Below are 21728 nucleotides of genomic sequence, written 5' to 3' on the forward strand. Positions count from 1 at the left end.
GCCGTGCGTTTGTGCCCAAACGGTTGCAATTTCGACCGGACGGCGCGACCGAGCGACGAGGCGCCGATTTGACCGCCGCATCCAAATGGCCGAAATGACGGGCCAGGAGGATGCCATGACCGGAATGACGCGCTTCGACTGGAGCGACGCGCTGCGGCTCGATGCCGAGCTGACCGATGACGAGCGGATGATCCGCGATGCCGCGCACGCGTTCGCGCAGGATCGGCTTCAGCCGCGGGTCGCCGACGCGTTCGAGCGCGAGCATACCGATCCGGCGATCTTTCGCGAAATGGGCGAGCAGGGCCTTCTGGGCATCACCATTCCCGAGGCATTCGGCGGCGCAGGCGCGGGCTATGTCGCCTATGGCCTGGTCGCGCGAGAGGTCGAGCGGGTGGATTCGGGCTATCGCTCGATGATGAGCGTGCAGTCGAGCCTCGTGATGTACCCGATCCACGCCTATGGCTCCGACGAACAGCGCGCGAAGTATCTGCCTGGCCTCGCCAAGGGCGAGCTGATCGGCTGCTTCGGCCTGACCGAGCCCGATGCGGGGTCCGATCCCGGCGGCATGCGGACGCGGGCCAAGCCGGTCGAGGGTGGTTACATCCTCTCGGGCGCCAAGACGTGGATCTCGAACAGCCCGATCGCCGACGTGTTCGTCGTCTGGGCCAAGTCCGACGCGCATGGCGGCGCGATCCGCGGCTTCGTGCTCGAAAAGGGCATGAAGGGCCTGTCGGCGCCCAAGATCGAGGGCAAGATCAGTCTGCGCGCGTCGATCACCGGCATGATCCAGATGGACGAGGTGTTCGTGCCCGAGGACGCGCTGCTGCCGGGCGTCGAAGGCTTGAAGGGGCCGTTCGGCTGCCTCAACCGTGCGCGCTACGGCATCAGCTGGGGCGTGATGGGCGCGGCAGAGTTCTGCTATCACGCGGCGCGGCAATATGGCCTCGACCGGCATCAGTTCGGGCGGCCGCTGGCGGGCACGCAGCTCTATCAGAAGAAGCTCGCCGACATGGCGACGGAGATCGCGCTCGGCCTCCAGGCCAGCCTGCAGGTGGGCCGGCTGATGGACGAGGGGCGGTTCGCGCCGGAGATGATCTCCCTGGTCAAGCGCAACAATTGCGGCAAGGCGCTCGATATCGCGCGGGTGTCGCGCGACATGCATGGCGGCAACGGCATTTCGGGCGAGTATCAGGTGATCCGCCACATGGTGAACCTGGAGACGGTCAACACCTATGAGGGCACGCACGACGTCCATGCGCTGATCCTGGGCCGCGCGATCACCGGCATCGCGGCGTTTTGAGCGGCGGGCCGCTTGCCGGGCTGCGCGTCGTCGAACTGGCGCGTATCCTTGCCGGCCCCTGGGCGGGACAGGTGCTCGCGGACCTGGGCGCCGAGGTGGTCAAGGTCGAGAGCCCGGAGGGCGACGACACGCGGCGATGGGGCCCGCCGTTCATCGACAACCCGGACGGCAGCCGCGACGCAGCCTATTTCCACGCCGCAAATCGCGGCAAGCGCTCGGTCGTCGCCGACTTCTCGACCACGGAAGGCCAGGCGGTGGTGCGCGCCTTGGTCGCCGATGCCGATGTGGTGATCGAGAACTTCAAGGTCGGCGGCCTCGCCAGATACGGGCTCGACTACGCCAGTCTCTCCGCAAGTCATCCCGGCCTCGTCTATTGCTCGATCACGGGGTTCGGGCAGGACGGGCCCTATGCCGCCCGCGCCGGCTACGACTTCATCGTTCAGGGCATGAGCGGGATCATGAGCCTGACCGGCGAGCCCGACGGCGCGCCGCAGAAGATCGGCGTCGCCTATGCCGATATCCTGACCGGACTCTATGCGGTGATCGGCATCCAGGCGGCGCTGGCCGAGCGGGCGCGGACGGGGCGGGGCGCGCATGTCGACATGGCGCTGTTCGACGTAATGACCGGGACGCTCGCCAACCAGGCGATGAACTTCCTCGCTTCCGGCACACCGCCGATGCGGCTGGGCAATGCGCATCCCAACATCGCGCCCTATGCCGCCTATCCGGTCGAGGATGGCTGGATCATCCTGGCGGTGGGCAACGATCGCCAATTCGCGCGGGCGTGCGAGGTGCTGGGGCTCCATTGCGACGACACCTTCGCCACCAATGCGCTGCGGGTGGCGCAGCGGCCGACGCTCGACGCGATGGTGGCGACGGCGACGCGCGCGTGGAAGCGCGAGCCGCTGCTCGCCGCCCTGGAGGCGGTCGGCGTGCCGGCGGGTCCGATCAACAGCGTGGCGGACGCGTTTGCCGACCCGCAGATCGTCCATCGCGGGCTGGCGATCGCCGCCGCGCGGCCCGACGGGTCGACGGTGCCGGGCGTGGCGCTGCCGATCCGCTTCGTGGGTCGTGACCGGCTCCCGGGGGATGCCGCGCCGATGCTGGACGCGCCTCAGGATTGACCTGCGTTAGTTCAGTACGGTTTCAATCACATGGGTTTTGCATAGAACTATTCCGAAATCGGAATCGAAAGCGCGTGAACAAGGCCGCAATTTGCGCATTAGTTGATCCTGTCCGTTCCCAGGTTTTTAGAGGTGCAGGGATAGGGTCGACTTATGTACGCGCTTTCTCGTCTTCGGTCCGATCGCCGTGGTGCGGCCCTGATCGAATTTGCGCTGTTGTCGCCGATCTTGATCGTGCTGCTTGTCGGAATGCTGGGCTATGGTCAGTACTTCCTGACCGCCTATACCTTGCAGCAACTCGCCAACGACGCGGCTCGCGCGGCGATTGTCGGTCAGACCCGGACTGAGCGGGAGACGCTGGCGCGGACGAGCGTGACGCAGGGCCTGACCAAGGCCGCCGTCGCCAAGCCCGGTGAGGTGTCGAGCGCGGTCGAGGAGAGCGACAACCGCGTCACCGTCACGCTGTCGGTCGACACGCGCGCGCTGTCGCTGCTGCGGTCCGGGCTGGTGCCGATGCCCGATCCGGTGATCGAGCGGCGCGCGGTCGCACAGGTCGCGCTGATCCCATGATCCGCCGCCTTGCGAAGCAGCGCCGCGGCGCCACGGCAGTGATCGTGGCGGGCGCGATGCCGATGCTGGTCGGGCTGGCGGCGGTCGGTATCGACCTTGGCGCGGTGCAGCTCGAGCGGCGGCGATTGCAGGGCGTCGCCGATGCCGGCGCGCTCGCGGCCGTGCGCGACCCCAGCCAGGCATCGGCGATCGCCAACGCGATGGTGACCGCCAGTCCCGGCCGCTATCCGGTCGCGACCGAGACCGTCACCGGCCGGTATGCCGCCGACGCCGCCCCCGATGCGCGGTTCGTGGCGGGCGGCGCCGATCCCGATGCGGTCCGCGTGACGGTGCGCGGCGACGTCCCCACGCTGTTTGCCGCCGTCTTCGGCACCCGCGCCGTCACCGTCGAGCGCCGCGCCACCGCGCGTCGGCTGGACCTCGCCAGCTTCGCGGTCGGCAGCCGGCTCGCCAGTCTGGACGGCGGCGTCGCCAATGCGCTGCTGTCGGGGCTGACCGGCGGCAACGTGTCGCTGTCGCTGATGGACTATAACGCGCTTGCCAGGGCGAAGGTGGACCTCATCCCCTGGCTCAAGGTGCTGGGCGCCGATGCCAAGGTGACGGTCGGGAGCTATGACGAACTGCTCGCGACCGAACTGCCGGCGGGCACGATCCTGGGCAGCCTGTCGCGTCAGGTCGCCGATCCGGTCGCCAAAGCGGCGCTCGCCAATCTGGCGACCGCGGCAAAGGGGGCGATCAGGCTCTCCAGCCTCATCAGCCTGGGCGAGCTCGGACGCCAGAACGATGGCGGTGCGGGACTCATCTCGATCGACACGCTCGATATCGCCAGCAACGTCATTCAGGGGAGCGCGACGAGCCGGCAGGTGGCGCTGGACCTGGGCGCACAGATCCCCGGCCTCGCGAAGACGCGGCTGTGGGTGGCGATCGGCGACCGGCCCGCCAATTCGCCCTGGATCGCGCTGACGCGCGACCGCACGCCCGTGATCCGCACCGCGCAGACGCGCGTCTATCTTGAAAGCACGCTTAACGCCGCCCCCTTGCCGGGCATCAGCCTTGCGTCGGTGGAACTTCCCATCTTCATCGAGGTGGCGAGCGGGGAAGCGCGGCTGGAGGCGCTGTCCTGCGGTGCGCCGCGCAGCGTCGACCTGGGCGGCAGGCCTGGGATCGGCCAGGTGGCGATCGCGCGCGTCGACCCGAATTCGCTCAACATTTTCCGCACGCCCGTGTCACAGGCCGATGCGCGCATCCTTCAGACGCTGCTCGTCAGTATCGACGGGCGCTCGACGATCGATCTCGGCGCGGCCGAGACGTTCCAGGTCCGACGGTTCGACGCCGCGGCGATCGCCGCGGGCACGCCGCAGACGGTCCGCAGCTCTACGCCGATCGGCGGCGTCGCGAGCAGCTTGATGCAGAAGGTGGAACTGCGCGCGCGGTTGCTGGGCGGGCTGGTGCCGCTCCCGCTCGATCCCGTCGTCCGCGCGGTCGGCAGTCAGCTCTCGCTGATCGCGCCGGTGCTCGATCCCGTGCTGATGTCGGTGACCAACATCCTGGGCGTCGGTGTCGGCGAAGAGGATATGTGGGTCACGGGCCTGCGCTGCGGCACGCCGGTGCTGGTGCAGTAAAAAGCCCCGCCGCTCGGGTGAGCGGCGGGGCGGTACGCATACGCTTACTGAAACTGGATCCGGCGCGCCTTAGAAGCGGAACGCTGCCGTCGCGCGGATCGAGTGGAACCGGAAATTGTCGTCGCTGCGACGAATGTCCGTGCCGCCGGCATTGCCGAGCAGGAACGGGTTGGTCGCAGGCGCCGTGCCGGGGCCGGCACGAACGACGTAATCGTCGTCGTTATAGTTGTTGTACATGTACTCGAGGCCGAGCGAGATGTTGCGCGTGATCGACTGCTCGACACCGCCGCCGGCCGTGTAGCCCCAGCTGTTGTGCTTGCCGCCATTCGAGGTGAACGAGTTCGCCCCGTTGGTGGTCGTGAAGCTGTTGTTGATCCGCGCATAGGCCGGACCGCCCGCTGCGTAGAACAGCGTCTTGCCGCCCGCGGCATAGCCGACGCGACCACGGATGCTGGCGTTCCAGTCGAAGCTGCGCCCGAACTGGTACGAGGCCGGGGTCGAGCTGTAGCCGGTCACATAGTCCTTGGCCTGGCTCTTGCCGAACTCGCCGACGACACCGACGACGAAGTTGTTGTCGAACTGGCTATCCCAGCCGACGCGGCCGAAATATTCCATGTCGTCCTTGTCGTTGAAGCAGCCGCCCGCCGGGGTCGCGCCGCGCGCGCCGCCGTTGCAGAAGCCCGGCGCGAACGCGTTGGCGCCGCCCGAGGTGACGACGGTGTCGCCGAAATTGCCGTCCAGGGTACGGTCGAACACGATGCTTTCGCCCGCGTCGTTGGGCTGGACGCTGATGCCGAACGAACCACCGACATAGGGGCCATTGAAGCGCTTCTCGCCATCGGCGGTCTGCGCCAGCGCCGGGACGGCGGCGAACAGGGCGGTGGCACCGACAACGGCACGATAGAGGGTACGCTTACGCATACAACGCTTACTCCTTACGGTTACGCAAAAATGCTACTGACGGGCCGCCCAACGCCCTTGATCCGGATTTAGCTGCATTGCGGCGGAATTAAGATGCGGGGGGTGTGGCGGAACGGCAACACATGCCGTTTGCGGCTCCGCTTTGTTCCGGGGCACGGCCGGGCTATACGGCGTGAATGTCCGACGACGACCTGTTCGCGGCGCCGACGCCGTCCACCGCCACCGACTATACCGCCGCCTCGATCGAGGTGCTGGAGGGGCTGGAGCCCGTCCGCCGCCGGCCCGGCATGTATATCGGCGGGACCGACGAGCGCGCGCTCCACCACCTCGCCGCCGAAGTGCTGGACAATGCGATGGACGAGGCGGTGGCGGGGCACGCCACCCGGATCGAGATCACGCTGGCCGAGGGCAATCGCCTGACCATCGTCGACAACGGCCGCGGCATGCCCGTCGACCCGCACCCGCGCTTTCCCGACAAGTCGGCGCTGGAGGTCATCCTGTCGATGCTCCATTCGGGCGGCAAGTTCTCGGGCAAGGCCTATGCGACGTCGGGAGGCCTTCACGGCGTCGGCGTCAGCGTCGTCAACGCGCTGTCGGTCGACACGGTGATCGAGGTGGCGCGCGACCGCCAACTCTATCGGCAGCGGTTCAGCCAAGGCCAGACGCTCGGCCCGCTGGAGCATCTGGGCGGCACGCCCAACCGGCGCGGTACCTCCGTCAGCTTCACCCCCGATTTCGAGATCTTCGGGCCGGAAATGCACTTCAAGCCCGCACGCCTCTACAAGCTGGCGCGGTCAAAGGCGTATCTGTTCGCGGGCGTCGAGATCCGCTGGCGCTGTGCGCCGAGCCTGGCGAGCGAGGACGTGCCGGCCGAGGCGGTGTTCCAGTTTCCCGGCGGCCTTGGCGATCATCTCAAGGAACAGATCGGCGCGCGCGAGTGCGCGACCGCCGATTTCTTCACCGGCGCGCAGTCGTTCGCCGACGAGCAGGGCCGCGTCGAATGGGCGGTCGCCTGGCCACTCTGGAGCGACGGATCGTACAGCTGGTACTGCAACACCATCCCGACGCCAGACGGCGGCACCCACGAACAGGGCCTCCGCCAGGCGCTGGTGCGTGGCCTTCGCGCCTTTGGCGAACTGGTGGGTCAGAAGAAGGCCAAGGACCTGACGCCCGACGACGTGATGGTAGGGTCCGAGCTGATGCTCTCGGTCTTCATCCGCGAACCGCAGTTCCAGAGCCAGACCAAGGACCGGCTGACCAGCCCGGAAGCCGCCAGCCTGGTCGAGAAGGCGGTGCGCGACCATTTCGATCATTTCCTGTCCGACCGCATGGACCGCGGCAAGGCGCTGCTCGGCTATGTCCTCGAACGGATGGACGAGCGGCTGAAGCGCAAGGCCGAGCGCGAGGTGAAGCGCAAGACCGCGACCTCCGCCCGCAAGCTGCGCCTCCCCGGCAAGCTCACCGACTGTGCCGCCGACAGTCCGGAGGGCACCGAATTGTTCATCGTCGAGGGCGACTCGGCCGGCGGCAGCGCCAAGCAGGCGCGGGATCGCAAGACGCAGGCGATCCTGCCGATCCGCGGCAAGATCCTGAACGTGGCGAGCGCGACCAGCGCCAAGATCCTCGCCAATCAGGAGATCGCCGACCTGATCCAGGCATTGGGCTGCGGCACGCGCAAGGACTGCCTGCCCGACAATCTTCGCTACGAACGCATCGTCATCATGACCGACGCCGATGTCGACGGCGCGCATATCGCGACGCTGCTCATGACGTTCTTCTTCCAGGAGATGCCCGAGCTCGTGCGGCGGGGGCACCTCTATCTGGCGCAGCCGCCGCTCTATCGGCTGACGGTGGGGGCCAAGTCGCTGTACGCCCGCGACGACGCGCACCGTGCCGAGATCGAGCGGACGGCGTTCCGCGGCAAGAAGGTGGACGTCGCGCGCTTCAAGGGACTGGGCGAGATGAATCCGGGGCAGCTTCGCGAGACGACGATGCACCCCTCGACACGCAGCCTGATCCGTATCACCCTGCCGCAGGAATATGAGGAGCGGTCGGGCGTGAAGGATCTGGTCGACCGGCTGATGGGCAACAATCCCGCACACCGGTTCGCCTTCATCCAGGAGAACGCCGCCCGGCTGGAGGTGGAGGAACTCGATGCATAAGGGGGTTGCGGCGGGGCTCGCCGCATTGGGAATGGCTGGCGCGGCGCAGGGGGCGAGCGCGGCCGAGACGTTCGACGTCGGCGCGGATGCGACGAGCTGCACCGTCTATCGCCAGGCGACCGCCGCCGACACGCCGATGGTGGTGGGCGTGCGGCACTTTCCGGGTCAGCCGGGCGTGACCGCCTTGCTGTCGGTGCCGCCCGCGATGGCGATCGAGCGGCGCGCAATGCGGCCCGCCTTCGACAATGGCGATCTGTCGATCGGCGCGATCGAGGTTGCGCGGACGAGCGCAGGCACCGGCGTCTATCTCCTGCCCATCGAACCGGCCCCGGGCACCGTGCTGCCGCCGAGCGGCACCGCGACCTTGAGGGGATTCGCCGACGCGCCCGTCGTCGTCGACATGGGCCAGATCGCACGGATGGTGCGCGCCGCGGGCGAGTGTGAGCGGGGCCTGCTCGCCAGCTGGAACGTCGAGCCCGACGGACCGATGTCCGTGACGCTCGCCGCCACGCCGCGATCGGCGACGTGGATCAATGTCGAGGACGTGCCCGACCGCTATCTCGACAAGATCAACGGCCGGTTCACGACGATCCTGTGGACGATCGGCGACGACGCGAAGATCACGGATTGCCGCGTGCTGGTGCCCTCTGGTGACGAGGCGCTCGACAAGCTTGCCTGTCCGACGCTCCGCCGCAAGGTCAGCTACAAGGCGCCGGCGCGCAACGGCACCGGCCAGCCGGTAAGCTCGCTCATGGTCCGCCGCATCCGCTGGGGTCCGATCGAATAGGCTGAAGGAGGTGCGCGTGATGTTCGGTTTGAAGCTTGGCGTGGTGGCTTTGATGGCGTCCATCGCCGTTCCTGCCGTCGCACAGACACAAGCGCCTACGATCACCGTGATCGGCCCCAGCCTGAAAGACAGCGAGGCGCGGCTGCGCGCGTGCATCGCCCGGGGGTGCCCGCCGGCCGAGGAGATCGACGCGGTGCTCGGCCATGCCGAGGGTCAATTCGTCGCCGGTGACTATCGCGGCGCGCGCGAGACCGTTCGCCGCGGCGTTTCCCGCAATCGCAAGTTCGCCAAGACCGCGCCCGAGCCTGTCGCCGACTTGCTGCGCGCCGATGCGCGGATCGCGGGACATCTGGGCTTTGCCGACAAGGCACGCCAGAGCATGATGGCGAGCGAGGGGGTGCTGCGCGGCGCGTTCGGCGAGACCGACGCGCGCTCGATCGCGGGGCGCATCGCGACCGCCGATGCCTGGCTGTCGCAGCGGCGCTTCGACGCGGCGATGGAGGGCTATCGCGCCGCCGAGCGCCTCGCAGGGCGCGCCGGCAATGCGCGGCTGGAGGGACTGGCGCTGCTGCGCCGTGCGTCGCTTGATGCCCAGCTCTCGTCCGCGCGAAGCGGCGATGGCCGGCCTGACTCGCTTCGGCGTTTGCTGGAGCGGCGCGAGCCGGAACTTGCCGTCTTCGTCAATGCCGCGCGGATCGTCGATGCCCGAATCCAGGTGGCGCAAGGCAAGACCGATGCGATGGAGGCGATCATCGCGGCAGCACGGCAGGATGTCGGCAACGAGCCGCTGCTCCTCCACATGCCGGTGATCGTGCTCGACGAAACGGGCGACCGGGTGGTCGACAAGCTGGCGAAGCGCGGGGCGCCGCCATTGACCAGTGCCCAGACGCCGCTGCTGAAGGTCGCGACGGAGGGAAACTGGGCCGATTTCGGCTTCTGGGTCGGTCCCGACGGCCGCGTTCGTGAGGCTGAGATGCTCCGCAGCGGGCCGAAGCTGTCCGGCGAATGGCCGAAGCTGGTCGTCGCCTCGCTGGGCGGCCGACGTTATGCGCCAACGACCGCGCCCGCCGACGAGCCCGGCTTCTACCGCGTCGAGCGCTTCACCATGACCGCACCTTTCACCCAGGAAACCAGGTCGCGCATCCGCGTGAGATCGGCCGAGCGGAAGCTCGTCCGCCTCGATCTGACTGCACCGTCCCAGGCCACCGCCTCGGCCAATTAGGCATCGAGTTCGCAGGGACCTCTATCGGCCGTGCGTCAGACTGGCTTTCCCGCGCGGCCGGCGAGTTCGGTGACGTAGTGCCAGGCGACGCGGCCGGAGCGGCTGCCGCGTTGCGTCGCCCACTGGATCGCGTCGGCGGGTTCGAAGGTCAGGCCGAGCGCGGCGGCATAGCCTGCGACGATCGCGAGATAGCCGTCCTGATCGAGCGCGTGGAAGCCGAGGCTCAGGCCGAAGCGGTCGGCGAGCGCGAGCTGGTCGTCGATGACGTCGCGCGGATTGATAGCGCTGTCCTGCTCGGCGATGTCGCGCGGCATCAGGTGGCGGCGGTTGGAGGTGACGACGATCCGCGCATTGGCGGGCCGTGCTTCGGCCCCGCCCTCCAGCAGCGAGCGCAGCGCGCGCGCCTCGCCCGCGGCATCGAAGCCGAGATCGTCGAGGAAGATCGCGAACGCACGGGGCGCGTCGGCGATGCGCGCGAAGAGGCGGGGGAGGGTGTCGAGGCGGTCGGTGACGACCTCGATCAACGCGATCGCCTGGCCCTCGGCCTGGAGCGCGCCGACGACGCCCTTGACCAGCGCCGACTTGCCGGTGCCGCGTGCGCCCCAGAGCAGCGCGTCCTGCGCCGCGACGCCGTCCGCGAGCCGCGTGAAATTGGCGAGCAGCACCGCCTTGTTGCGGTCGATGCCCTTCAGCCGGTCGAGCGGTTGCGGCGCGAAGGCACGGACGGCGCGCAGGCCCGTGCCGTCCCAGACATAAGCGGGGTGCGCCAGCGGGTCGGCATCGGCGGGCGGGGGCGGGGCCAGCCGGTCGAGCGCGTCGGCGATGCGGACAAGTGGGTCGGTCATGGTGCCTGGTCGTTGCCGCGCGCCTCGGTCGCGGGTCAAGCGATTAGCCACGTTCGGTTCAGGCGAAGCGTGCGACACCGCAGGAAAGGGGAGGGCGCCGGGCATCAGCTCCCGCCCGGCGCCCAGCCCTTTCCCGAATGTGCTCCCGCGGAGGCGGGAGCACGGCGGTTCAGCTGTGTTCGGCGACCGTCAGATGCGCGATAGCAGGCACAGAGGCCAGGCGAGCGCGGATCGTGCCAGCGCTCGCCATTCCTTCGGCCTCCACGATCACCGCGTGCGCTTGCGGCCCGACACGCCAGACGTGGAGGTCGACGATCCGCGCGTCACCCGGCGCTTCCACCGCGCCGCGGATCGTGTCGGCGAGCCCCGGGTCGGCGCGGTCGAGGAGGACGCGCGAGGTGTCGACCATCAGGCCCCACGACCAGCGCGCGATGACGATCGCGCCCAGCACGCCGACCACCGAGTCGAGCCACACCCAGCCGAGATACGCCCCCGCCAGCAGCGCCGCGATCGCCAGGACCGAGGTGAGCGCGTCGGCAAGGACATGGAAATAGGCGGAGCGCAGGTTGTTGTCGTGCGCATGGGCGTGGTCGTGACCGTGTCCATGATCGTGACCGACGCCGAGCAGCGCGACGCTGGCGATGTTGACGGCGAGGCCGATCACCGCGACCAACGTCGCTTCGCCGAACGCGACGGTGCCGGGTTCGACGATGCGGCGGATGCTCTCGACGCCGATGCCGATCGCGAACAGCGCGAGTACGAGCGCGGAGGCGAAGCCGGCGAGGTCGCCGACCTTGCCCGTGCCGAAGGTATAGCTCGGGTCGCGGGCATGGACGCGGGCATAGCGATAGGCGAGCGCCGCGACGCCGAGCGCGCCGGCATGCGTCGCCATGTGGAAGCCGTCGGCGAGCAGCGCCATCGACCCGGTCCAGTAGCCCGCGGCGATCTCCGCCACCATCGTCACCGCGGTCAGCCAGACGACCCAGACCGTGCGGCGGGCATTCGCCTCATGCGCGTCGCCCAGATATTCGTGGGTACGCGAGCAGGGATGGCCGGCGTCGCGCGTCGCCGCGGTGGCGGCGGGCGCATGGCTGTGGCCGTGATGATGGTGATGACCCGAATGCGGCGGCATCGCGCGATCCTCTTAGCGGAAGTGGCGGCGGAGCACCGTCGCCAGCTCGTCGGCGCCCGCGGCGCGCTGTTCGGGGGAGAGGCCGTCGGCGGCGACATGCTCGCGCAGATGCTCCTCGACGAGTTCGTCCATCAGCCCGGCGACCGCGCCGCGGACGGCGGCGGCCAGGTGGAGCGTCTCGGCACAGGGAGCGCCGGCATCGACCGCGCGCTCGATCGCTGCGACCTGCCCGGCGATCCGGCGGACGCGCGCGAGCAGCTTGGACGAGTCCTGATGAAGATGAGCCATAGGATAGGGGGGTACCCTATTATCAGCCTGAACTCAAGCAGGCCCGAACGGCAGGATCCCGCGATACTGGTCGAGCGGCGGGGCGCCCGGCACCAGCCGGTTGCGGCGCAGGAGAAAGACGTGGCGGACGATCTCGGCCTGCTGCTCGAGACCATAGCGCGACAGCCGCCATCCGGGCCTGAGGCTGTAGTCGTAGCGGCAGAAGGGATGGCGCTTGAGCGGCAGGAAGATGCCCTGCTGATGCTGCCAGATATGGGTCATCTCATGGATGAACAGCCCCTGCGCGTCGGGGTGCACGCAGGAGAAATCGTCGCAGTAGAGCCCGCCCTTGGGATGGAAGTGGATCGAGCCCGTGGGTGCCATCACGGTGCCACGCGGCTGAAAGAATGCCCACTTCCGGTTCTCGACGCCGACCTGGCCATAATCGATCGCGTCGCCGAACATTTCGCGAGCGAGCGCGATCTCGCCGGCGGTGAGCGGGCGACCCCTCACTTGGGCCGGATCGAACCCGCGAGCCGGTCGCAGCGTGCGGCGAGGTCGTCGGCGACGGGCCAGATGCAGACGGTGCGGACATAGCCGCCCGCTGGCTGAAGGCGCAGGTGCTGGCGGATCGACACGACGCGCGCGCGATCGACGGCGGTGCCGGCGACGACGACATCGTCGCCCGTCCGCCTGGCCTCAACGACCTTGAGGCGGGTGAAACCCGGCTGCGCCTCGAACAACTGGCGGGCATAGGCTTCGGGATCGGCGATCGGGCGGCCGTCGATGCTGGCGGCGACCACCACTACCGGCTGCGCGCCGTCGGGATCGGTGTCGCGCGGGCCGTCGGTCAGGATCAGGCCCGATCCCATCAGCGTGCGGACCGGGCGATAGCCGGCGCGGTCGCCGATCGCGAAGGGAAGGGCGGCGACCGCCGCCTCGATCTCCGCGGGCTGGCGGATGCGGAGCGTGGCGAGCGCGGCTTCGATCGCGGCGGTGCCGGCGGCGGCGCCCGCCTCGGGCAGTTGCGCGGTGACGATCGCGGTCGTCGCGCCCGACTTGGCGATCAGCAGCCACTTGGCATACCGCTGGCCGCCGACGGTCTGATGGCCGCGCCAGCGTTTCGCCTCGACCCCGTCGGCAAGGCGCGGCACCGTGCCCGAACCGTCGAGGACGATGCCGTTGGGCAGCGGCTCGCCGGGCTTGGCCGCGTCGATGCGGGCGACAAGCTCGGCATACGCTTCGGCCGGGAGTTCGGCGACGACGATGCTGCCGCCGGCCGTATCGGCGAACCCGGTGAATCCCTCCGCCGCGGTCATGCCGGGCGGGGGGACGAGGCCGATCGCGCCGCCCTGGGGATAGACGGCGGCCGCTTGTGCCGCGATCAGCGCCAGCGCGATCATGGCGGGCCGGCGGTGCCCGGCGCGGCGAGCTTGGCGTCGAGCTCGATCGGCGGCGCCTTGTCGAACATCAGCGTGACGCGCGTCGTGCCCCCGGCCTTGAGCGCCGGGTCGAGGTCGAACAGCATCGCATGATCGCCGCCCGGCGATAGCGCCACCGTGGCGCCCGCGGGCACGTCGATCGCATCGACCGGCGCCATCGACATGACGCCGCCCGCCGACGAGGTCCGATGCAGCTCGACCAGCCGCGCGGCGGGGATGCGCAGCGAGGTCAGCCGCACGTCCTGATCGCCGCCGCGGATCGCGACATAGGCGGCGGCGGGACGGCCAGGAACGGCGGGAAGGCGGATCCAGGCGCCCGTCGCGGTGGGCGCGTCCGCGCCGCCGCCGCACCCGGCCAGCAGCGCCGCGCCCGCTACCGCCAAAAAGCTCAATCGCATCGCCATTCCCCTCGTGGGACAATCCGTCTCTCGGCCGCCTCGCGCCTAGCTTTGCCGCAATCTTGCGGCAAGGCGAACCCCCACTATATCGCCACTCGTAATTGGTTCCGTCGCCACCAACCATCGGGGCGGAACCGTTCTCGAACGCATTGAACCGGGGGCCTTACGAGGGACTATGGCTAAAGTAATCGGTATCGATCTCGGCACGACCAACAGCTGCGTGGCAGTGATGGAGGGCGGCAAGCCCAAGGTGATCGAGAATGCTGAGGGCGCACGTACGACGCCTTCGATCGTCGCCTTTGCCAAGGATGGCGAGCGACTGATCGGCCAGCCGGCCAAGCGCCAGGCGGTCACCAATCCCGACAACACGATCTTTGCGGTCAAGCGCCTGATCGGCCGCCGCTTCGACGATCCCGTGACGCGCAAGGACACCGAGCTGGTGCCCTATACGATCGCGCGCGGTCCGAACGGCGATGCGTGGGTGACCGCGGGCGGCCAGGATTATTCGCCGTCGCAGATCAGCGCCTTCACGCTTCAGAAGATGAAGGAAACCGCCGAGGCGTATCTGGGCGAGACGGTCAGCCAGGCGGTCATCACCGTCCCGGCATACTTCAACGACGCCCAGCGTCAGGCGACCAAGGACGCGGGCAAGATCGCGGGCCTGGAAGTGCTGCGCATCATCAACGAGCCCACGGCGGCGGCGCTCGCCTATGGCCTCGACAAGAACGAGAACAAGACGATCGCGGTCTATGACCTGGGTGGCGGTACGTTCGACATCTCGATCCTGGAGGTCGGCGACGGCGTCTTCGAGGTGAAGTCGACCAACGGCGACACCTTCCTGGGCGGCGAGGATTTCGACGCCAAGCTCGTCCAGTATCTCGCCAACGAGTTCCAGAAGGCCGAGGGCATCGACCTCACCAAGGACAAGCTGGCGCTCCAGCGCCTGAAGGAAGCGGCCGAGAAGGCGAAGATCGAGCTCTCGTCGGCGCAGACGACCGAGGTCAACCTGCCCTTCATCACCGCCGATCAGAACGGGCCGAAGCACCTGGTCAAGTCGATCAGCCGTGCCGACCTGGAGCGTCTGGTCGACGACCTGATCCAGCGCACGCTGGAGCCGCTCAAGAAGGCGATGGCCGACGCCGGCGTCAAGAACGAGGGTATCGATGAGGTCGTGCTCGTCGGCGGCATGACGCGCATGCCCAAGGTGCGCGACGTCGTGAAATCGTTCTTCGGCGGCAAGGAGCCGCACACCGGCGTCAACCCCGACGAGGTGGTGGCGATCGGCGCAGCGATCCAGGCGGGCGTCCTTCAGGGCGACGTCAAGGACGTGCTGCTGCTCGACGTGACCCCGCTGTCGCTGGGCATCGAGACGCTGGGCGGCGTGTTCACGCGCATGATCGATCGCAACACGACGATCCCGACCAAGAAGAGCCAGGTCTACTCGACCGCCGACGACAACCAGGGCGCCGTGACAATCCGCGTGTTCCAGGGCGAGCGCGAGATGGCCGCGGACAACAAGATGCTGGGCCAGTTCGACCTGGTCGGCATCCCGCCCGCGCCGCGCGGCGTGCCGCAGATCGAAGTCACGTTCGACATCGACGCGAACGGCATCGTCAACGTGTCCGCCAAGGACAAGGGCACGGGCAAGGAGCAGCAGATCCGCATCCAGGCGTCGGGCGGTCTGTCGGACAGCGACATCGAGGGCATGGTCCGCGATGCCGAGAAGTTCGCCGAGGAGGACAAGAAGCGCCGTGCGGCGGCCGAGGCGAAGAACAACGCCGAGAGCCTGATCCACACGACCGAGCGCCAGCTTGCCGACAATGGCGAAAAGGTCGACGCGTCGCTCAAGTCCGAGATCGAGGGCAAGATCGCCGAGGCGAAGGCCGCGGTCGAGGGCGGCGATGCCGATGCGATGCAGGCCAAGACCCAGGAGCTGGCGCAGGTCGCCATGAAGCTGGGCCAGGCCATCTATGAGAAGCAGCAGGCGAGCGAAGCCTCGCCTGGCGGCGATCAGGCGAACAAGGCCGACGACGACGTCGTCGATGCCGAGTTCTCCGAGGTGGACGACAGCCAGAAGGCGTAACGCATCCCTTCTCCCTCTCCCCTTCAGGGGAGAGGGTCGGGGAGAGGGGGATGAAGATTGGTGGCATTCTTGACTGCCCCTCTCGCAACCCTCTCCCCTGAAGGGGAGAGGGCTATTTTGTTATGACCACCGAAGTTGATTTCTACGAACTGCTCGGCTGCGCTCGCGACGCCGACGGCGCGACGCTCAAGTCCGCCTATCGCAAGCTTGCCATCCAGTATCACCCCGACAAGAACGGGGGCTGCAAGGATCACGAGGCCAAGTTCAAGGCGATCAGCGAAGCCTATGACGTCCTGAAGGACCCGCAGAAGCGCGCCGCCTATGACCGCTATGGCCATGCCGCGTTTCGCAGCGGTGCGGGCGGCGGCGGTGGCGGGCAGGCCGACTTCTCCGGCTTTTCCGACATTTTCGAAAGCGTGTTCGGCGAGTTCATGGGCGGCCAGCGCGGCGGGCGCCAGCCGCGCCGCGGCGCCGACCTGCGCTACGATCTCGAGATCAGCCTGGAGGACGCGTTCCACGGCAAGCAGACCGAGATCACGGTCGACGTCTCCGGCACGTGCGACACCTGCGCGGGCAGCGGGGCGAAGCCCGGCACGATGGCGCGCACCTGTGGCACGTGCGGCGGCGCGGGCAAGGTTCGCGCGCAGCAGGGCTTCTTCGTCGTCGAGCGGACCTGCCCGACCTGCATGGGCGCGGGTGAGACGATCGCCGATCCGTGCGGCACCTGCCGCGGCGACGGACGCATCGACAAGACCAAGACGCTGTCGGTCAACGTGCCGCCGGGCGTCGACGAGGGCACGCGCATCCGCCTGACCGGCGAGGGCGAGGCGGGGCCGCGCGGGGCGCCGCCGGGCGATCTCTACATCTTCCTCCACGTCGCGCGGCATGCGGTGTTCACGCGCGAGGGCACGACGCTCCATGCGCGCGCGCCCGTCAGCTTCGCGACCGCGGCGCTGGGCGGAGAGTTCCGCGTCGAGGGGCCGGATGGCGTCGAGCAGGTCATCCGCATCGCGCCCGGCACCCCCTCCGGCCGCGAGATCCGCCAGCGCGGCGCCGGCATGCCCGTGCTGCAAGGCCGTGGCCGCGGCGACATGGTCGTCCATGTCGAGGTGCAGGTCCCGACCAAGCTGACCCCGCGCCAGCGCGAACTCCTCGAAGCGCTGCGCGAAGTCGAGGGCGAGATCGTCGCCGAGGACGATGCCGGCTTCTTCTCGAAGATGAAGGCCGCGTTCGGGGGCTGAGCGTCCCGCCTCCCTCGCCGTGCCACAACTGTACCGTTCGTGCTGAGCTTGTCGAAGCACGTGCCTGAGGCGTCGGCGCCTCCGTAACGCGCTTCGACCAGCTAAGCACGAACAGGTTTGCGGTTAAGCCTTCGCCGTTCCCAACGCATCGGCGAGCATCCGGCGCATGTTGAGTGCGGTGTACGGCTTCTGCAGCACCGACCGATCCTCCAGCTCATCCGGCAGGACGAGCTGCTCGCCATAACCCGTCGCGAACACGAACGGGATGCCGCGCCGCGCGAGTTCCGCGGCGACCGGCAGGCTCGTTTCCGACCCCAGGTTGAAGTCGAGCACCGCCACCGTCACCGGCTCACGCTCCAGCTCGTCCATCGCCTGCTGGACGCTGTTGGCGGTGACGACCCGGGTGGCGCCCAGCGAGGTGAGAATATCCTCCGCGTCCATCGCGATGATGAGGCTGTCCTCGACCAGCAGCGCGACGCCGTCGATCGTCTGGGTGGAGTCGCTGACCGCAGTGTCGCGGGGGTCGGGCGCAGGAAGCGTGTGCTGCGGCGCGCCGGCATCGGCGCCGATGCTGACATGGCGCGACGGGATGAGCAGGTCGACCTCGAGCCCGCCGAGCGCATAGCGCACCGCCGCGCGCCCACCGAGATCGTAGGGGACCGATCGCTGGATGATCGTCGTGCCGAAGCCCTGACGTGTCGGTGCCTGGACCGGCGGGCCGCCGCGCTCGCGCCACTCGATCAACAGGTCACCCATGCCGTCGGTATGCCACTCGATCGCGACGGTTCCGTTGTCCGACAGCGCGCCGTACTTGGCCGAGTTGGTCATCAGCTCGTGCAGCACCAGCGCCAGCGTCGAGAAGGCCTGCGGGCTGAGCAGCGCGGGCTCGCCGGTGAGCTGGAGGCGTGAGGCACGGCCGCCGAGATACGCCGCCGCCTCGGTCTCAATCAGGCGCTTCAAGGGCGCCGGGGACCAATTGTCCTGCGTGATCTGGTCATGCGCGCGGGCCAGCGCCTCGATCCGCCCCTCCAGCATCCGCATATAGGTCTCGCTGTCCGCCTGCGGGTCGCGCGACTGGCGCACGAGGCCGCGGATCAGCGACAGGATGTTGCGGACGCGGTGGTTGAGTTCGGCGATCAGCAATTCCTGCCGCTCCGCCGCGCGCCGCCGCTCTTCCTGCGCATCGTCGGATAGACGCAGCACCACCTCGATCAGCGAGGCGCGCAGCATCTCGGCAACGCGCAGCTCCGCCTCGTTGAAGGGTTCGGAGCGGCCGCGCACTTCCTCGCGCCATGCCTCGAAGCTCTTGCGGGGAGAGAGGCGCGCGCCGTTGGGGCCCCAGGTCGCCGGCTTGTGCGGATCGCCGCCCCAGGTGACCGCGCGCACGCGTTCTTCGCGGAACAGCATCACGTAATCGCGCGGCGTCCGCGACAGGGGGAGGGCTAGCAGCCCGGCGCCGCGATCGGACCAGGCCTCGGCCTGAGGCAGCACGCCCGAGAGATGGTCGGTGGCGAAGATGTGCCCTGGGGTCATCGCGTTCAAACGGCGGGCGATCACCGGGATCGCCTCGGGCGGCGGGGTGCGGCCGGAGGTAGCCACCCGCCCGTCGAGCCAGATCGCGACGCCGTCGCAGGCGATCGTCGTCGCCAGCATCTCACCCAGATAATCGGGGTTGTCGAGCAGCTGCGCATTGCCCGCGATCGCGGCGAGCAGCCGGTCGGACGCGGCGCGCGCGGCGATTTCGTACGCCGCCATCGTCTTGCGTTCGCGGCTTTCGAGCTTGAAGGCGAACATCTGGCCGAAGAGCTCGGCGATCGAGCGGCGTTCGAACCCGGGCCGGCGCGGGCCGTAATGGTGGCAGGCGAACAGCCCCCACAGCTTGCCCTCGACGATGATCGAGATCGACAGCGAAGCGCCGACGCCCATGTTCGACAGATATTCGACATGGATCGGGCTGACCGAGCGGAGCACCGACAGCGACAGGTCGACGGGCTCGCCGCGCTCGTCCAGCGGGGGGAGGATCGGCGACGGCGCCGCTTCGATATCGGCGATGATGCGGAACGGCGTGCGCAGGTAGAGCGCGCGCGCCTGGCGCGGGATGTCCGACGCGGGATAGCGCAGGTCCATGAAGCTGCCGATGCCGCCGCGCACCGCCTCCGCCACCACGGTGCCGCTGCCGTCGCCGTCGAAGCGATAGACCATGACCCGGTCGAAGCCGGTCAGCGCGCGGACCTGGCGTGCGCCCTCGCGAAAGAAGGCGGGAAGGCTGTCGGTGGCGTCGAGCCGGCCGATCATCGCGCGGATCGTGCTTGCGGTGTCGCCGACGCCGACATCGTCGCTCGGCTCACCCTCGACGATGATGTCCGCGCCCGAGACATGGAGCGCGAAGTCGAAGCGGCGCCCGCTGGCGATCGCGACGCCGAACACGCGCTCGACCGCGTCCGCGCCGCGCAGCAGGGTCATGCGGTTGCGCAGCAGGTGGACCGCGTCTTCGCCGAACAGTTCGATCGCGGCGGCGCCGAGGGCCCCTTCGGCATCGATGCCGATGAACTCGGCGAGGTTGGCGCTGGCGCGGCGAACGATCCAGTCGGAGGAGAGCGCGACCAGAAAACCAAAGGGTTGGATCGCGCCGAGCAAGTGGATCGGTTCGCGATCACAATTGCCAAGATCGACCGGGACGACTTCCTGCATTTACGCTTTCATCCAGACACGCCCCGCTTGTCCGAACACTTCAAACACTGCGAGCGCCGACTTGACCGCGGCCTCGTCAGCCTCTGGCTGGTAGAGGATCGCGTCGATCCGATCCAGCAGTTTTGCCCAGCTTCCGGGCGGTTGATCTGCATCAAGGAAGGCGGTCGGCAAGTCGGCGGGTACCTGCTTGCGCAGGAAGCGCGCGCCGTGCCGAGAGCCTTCGACGACGTAGAGTGCGCCGGCGACCTCGGGCAGGCTGGTGAAGGTGGGCGCGGGGACGGTGCTCGGTTCGAGGCCGAGTGCTGCCGCGTCGGCGACCAGCGCATCGCCGCGGCGGCGGCGAGGCCAGTCGTCGACGACTTCCGCCGCGCCGCTCGCATCGAGCGCGGCCTCGACCGCCAGCATCGCGCTCGCCTGCGCGCCGATGAAGCGGCGATACCCCTCGGCGCTGGTCAGGTCGAAGCCGGTGAACAGCGCGTCGAGGTCCTCATGCGCCTCGCGCGTCGCTTCGCGCAGCAGGCGATGTCCGTCCCTCACGCGGCGCCGAACACGCGCGCGAAGATCGTGTCGACGTGCTTGAAGTGATAGTCGAGGTCGAAGCGCGCTTCGATTTCCTCGGCGGGCAGGGCTGCGGCGACTTCCGGATCGGCCTTGAGCAGGTCGAGCAGCGACAGCGCACCGTCCGACTCCCACACCTTCATCGCGTTGCGCTGGACCAGGCGATAGCTGTCCTCGCGGCTCAATCCCGCCTGCGTCAGCGCGAGCAGCACGCGCTGTGAGTGGACGAGTCCGCCCATGCGGTCGAGATTCTTCTGCATCCGCTCCGGATAGACGACGAGCTTGTCGACGACGCTGGTCAGCCGCGCGAGCGCGAAGTCGAGCGTGATCGTCGCATCGGGACCGATATAGCGCTCGACCGACGAGTGGCTGATGTCGCGCTCATGCCACAGCGCCACATTCTCGAGCGCCGGGGTGACATAGCCGCGGACCATGCGGGCGAGGCCGGTCAGGTTCTCGGTCAGCACCGGATTGCGCTTGTGCGGCATCGCCGACGAGCCCTTCTGCCCCGGCGAGAAATACTCCTCGGCCTCAAGTACTTCGGTGCGCTGGAGGTGGCGGACCTCGGTCGCCAGCCGCTCGATCGAGCCGGCAATGACGCCCAGCGTCGCGAAGAACATCGCGTGGCGGTCGCGCGGGATCACCTGGGTCGACACGGGCTCGACGGTCAGGCCCATCTTCTCGGCGACATGAGCCTCGACCGCGGGATCGATGTTGGCGAAGGTGCCGACCGCGCCGGAGATCGCACAGGTTGCGATATCCTCGCGCGCGGCGACCAGGCGGGTGCGGTGGCGCTGGAACTCGGCATGCGCCTGCGCCAGCTTGAGGCCGAAGGTGACCGGCTCGGCATGGATGCCGTGGCTGCGGCCGATCGTCGGCGTCATCTTGTGCTCGCGCGCACGGCGTTCGATCGCTTCAAGGAGCGTGTCGAGATCGGCGATCAGGATGTCGGCGGCGCGCGCGAGCTGCACCGCAAGGCAGGTGTCGAGCACGTCGGAGCTCGTCATGCCCTGATGCATGAAGCGCGCTTCCGGCCCCACCTGTTCGGCAACCCAGGTGAGGAAGGCGATGACGTCGTGCTTCGTCACCGCCTCGATTGCGTCGATCGCGGCGACGTCGATCGGCACCTCGCCATCGGCGCTCTTGGCCTTTTCGTCGTTCCACCAGCGCCACAGCGCGTCGGCCGCCTCACGCGGGACGACACCCAGGTCAGCGAGCGCGTCGGTGGCATGTGCCTCGATCTCGAACCAGATGCGCAGGCGCGCTTCGGGCGCCCAGATCGCGGTCATCGGCGCACGCGCGTAGCGGGGGACCATTTTTTTCCTTTCGCAGGCGGAATCATCTCGTCGCGAAAGCGCAACGC

Annotated in this window: 19 protein-coding genes; 9 read left to right on the plus strand and 10 right to left on the minus strand. The window is 68.7% G+C overall.

From position 1 onward, the window contains the following. Window positions 1-115: 115 nt before the first annotated feature. The 4 genes from RS883_RS05425 to RS883_RS05440 all read left to right on the plus strand — a co-directional run bounded on the left by RS883_RS05425 (window position 116) and on the right by RS883_RS05440 (window position 4616). Window positions 116-1300 carry an acyl-CoA dehydrogenase gene (locus tag RS883_RS05425; RefSeq protein WP_315764990.1) on the plus strand — a complete coding sequence of 395 codons (1185 nt, stop codon included), beginning with the start codon at window positions 116-118 and terminating at the stop codon, window positions 1298-1300. Then, a complete protein-coding gene (locus RS883_RS05430; protein WP_315763494.1) occupies window positions 1297-2424 on the plus strand; it encodes a CaiB/BaiF CoA-transferase family protein in 1128 nt (375 codons plus the stop codon). Before RS883_RS05425 ends, RS883_RS05430 begins: the two co-directional genes overlap by 4 nt. Before the next feature lie 234 nt (window positions 2425-2658). Then, window positions 2659-2994, plus strand: coding sequence for a pilus assembly protein (locus tag RS883_RS05435; protein WP_315764992.1), 336 nt, complete (start codon window positions 2659-2661; stop codon window positions 2992-2994). Continuing rightward, entirely contained in the window at window positions 2991-4616 is a 1626-nt protein-coding gene (locus RS883_RS05440; RefSeq protein WP_315763496.1) for a pilus assembly protein TadG-related protein, read from the plus strand. The genes RS883_RS05435 and RS883_RS05440 overlap by 4 nt, the downstream gene beginning before the upstream one ends. A 69-nt stretch (window positions 4617-4685) precedes the next feature. On the opposite strand, the gene RS883_RS05445 is transcribed toward RS883_RS05440, so the two are convergent. Continuing rightward, complete coding sequence (locus RS883_RS05445; protein WP_315763498.1) at window positions 4686-5537, minus strand: outer membrane protein; 852 nt, start codon at window positions 5535-5537, stop codon at window positions 4686-4688. A 176-nt stretch (window positions 5538-5713) separates the two neighbouring features. On the opposite strand from RS883_RS05445, the gene parE reads away from it, so the two are divergent. Genes parE through RS883_RS05460 form a run of 3 tightly spaced genes read left to right on the plus strand, consistent with a single transcriptional unit; the run spans window position 5714 to window position 9708 of the window. Then, window positions 5714-7699, plus strand: coding sequence for a DNA topoisomerase IV subunit B (parE, locus tag RS883_RS05450; protein WP_315763500.1), 1986 nt, complete (start codon window positions 5714-5716; stop codon window positions 7697-7699). Then, window positions 7692-8486: a hypothetical protein gene (locus tag RS883_RS05455; RefSeq protein WP_315763502.1), complete on the plus strand. Its 795-nt coding sequence runs from the start codon at window positions 7692-7694 to the stop codon at window positions 8484-8486. The genes parE and RS883_RS05455 overlap by 8 nt, the downstream gene beginning before the upstream one ends. A gap of 52 nt (window positions 8487-8538) precedes the next feature. Then, the gene (locus tag RS883_RS05460; protein ID WP_315763503.1) at window positions 8539-9708 is read left to right on the plus strand and encodes a hypothetical protein; all 1170 of its coding nucleotides are present in this window, start codon (window positions 8539-8541) and stop codon (window positions 9706-9708) included. A gap of 35 nt (window positions 9709-9743) precedes the next feature. Here the strand turns inward: RS883_RS05460 and RS883_RS05465 are convergent, their stop codons facing one another. From RS883_RS05465 to RS883_RS05490, 6 genes are all read right to left on the minus strand, one after another. Then, a complete protein-coding gene (locus RS883_RS05465) occupies window positions 9744-10553 on the minus strand; it encodes an ATP-binding protein (RefSeq protein ID WP_315763505.1) in 810 nt (269 codons plus the stop codon). A 169-nt stretch (window positions 10554-10722) separates the two neighbouring features. Continuing rightward, window positions 10723-11685, minus strand: a complete 963-nt coding sequence (dmeF, locus tag RS883_RS05470) for a CDF family Co(II)/Ni(II) efflux transporter DmeF (protein ID WP_315763507.1) — start codon at window positions 11683-11685, stop codon at window positions 10723-10725. Between the two features lie 12 nt (window positions 11686-11697). After that, a complete protein-coding gene (locus RS883_RS05475) occupies window positions 11698-11973 on the minus strand; it encodes a metal/formaldehyde-sensitive transcriptional repressor (RefSeq protein WP_315763509.1) in 276 nt (91 codons plus the stop codon). A gap of 33 nt (window positions 11974-12006) precedes the next feature. Continuing rightward, window positions 12007-12465 (minus strand): vgr related protein, encoded by a 459-nt coding sequence (locus RS883_RS05480; protein WP_315763510.1) that lies wholly within the window; start codon window positions 12463-12465, stop codon window positions 12007-12009. Further along, the gene (locus RS883_RS05485; protein ID WP_315763512.1) at window positions 12462-13355 is read right to left on the minus strand and encodes a hypothetical protein; all 894 of its coding nucleotides are present in this window, start codon (window positions 13353-13355) and stop codon (window positions 12462-12464) included. Before RS883_RS05485 ends, RS883_RS05480 begins: the two co-directional genes overlap by 4 nt. Next, window positions 13352-13792, minus strand: coding sequence for a copper chaperone PCu(A)C (locus tag RS883_RS05490; RefSeq protein WP_315763514.1), 441 nt, complete (start codon window positions 13790-13792; stop codon window positions 13352-13354). The genes RS883_RS05485 and RS883_RS05490 overlap by 4 nt, the downstream gene beginning before the upstream one ends. A gap of 175 nt (window positions 13793-13967) precedes the next feature. Here RS883_RS05490 and dnaK point away from each other — a divergent pair, with 175 nt between their 5' ends. Both dnaK and dnaJ read left to right on the plus strand, forming a co-directional pair. Further along, window positions 13968-15875, plus strand: a complete 1908-nt coding sequence (gene dnaK / locus RS883_RS05495; protein WP_315763516.1) for a molecular chaperone DnaK — start codon at window positions 13968-13970, stop codon at window positions 15873-15875. Window positions 15876-15997: 122 nt separating this feature from the next. Further along, on the plus strand, window positions 15998-17116 hold the full coding sequence (gene dnaJ / locus RS883_RS05500) for a molecular chaperone DnaJ (protein ID WP_315763519.1): 1119 nt from the start codon (window positions 15998-16000) through the stop codon (window positions 17114-17116). 123 nt (window positions 17117-17239) lie between these two features. On the opposite strand, the gene RS883_RS05505 is transcribed toward dnaJ, so the two are convergent. Genes RS883_RS05505 through purB form a run of 3 tightly spaced genes read right to left on the minus strand, consistent with a single transcriptional unit; the run spans window position 17240 to window position 21681 of the window. Next, entirely contained in the window at window positions 17240-19807 is a 2568-nt protein-coding gene (locus RS883_RS05505) for an HWE histidine kinase domain-containing protein (RefSeq protein ID WP_315763521.1), read from the minus strand. Further along, window positions 19808-20344 (minus strand): biliverdin-producing heme oxygenase, encoded by a 537-nt coding sequence (locus tag RS883_RS05510; RefSeq protein ID WP_315763524.1) that lies wholly within the window; start codon window positions 20342-20344, stop codon window positions 19808-19810. It lies immediately after the preceding gene. After that, a complete protein-coding gene (gene purB, locus RS883_RS05515; protein ID WP_315763527.1) occupies window positions 20341-21681 on the minus strand; it encodes an adenylosuccinate lyase in 1341 nt (446 codons plus the stop codon). Before purB ends, RS883_RS05510 begins: the two co-directional genes overlap by 4 nt. Window positions 21682-21728: the final 47 nt, after the last annotated feature.

Origin of the sequence: Sphingomonas sp. Y38-1Y (genome assembly GCF_032391395.1) — a bacterium.
Taxonomy (GTDB): Bacteria; Pseudomonadota; Alphaproteobacteria; order Sphingomonadales; family Sphingomonadaceae; genus Sphingomonas.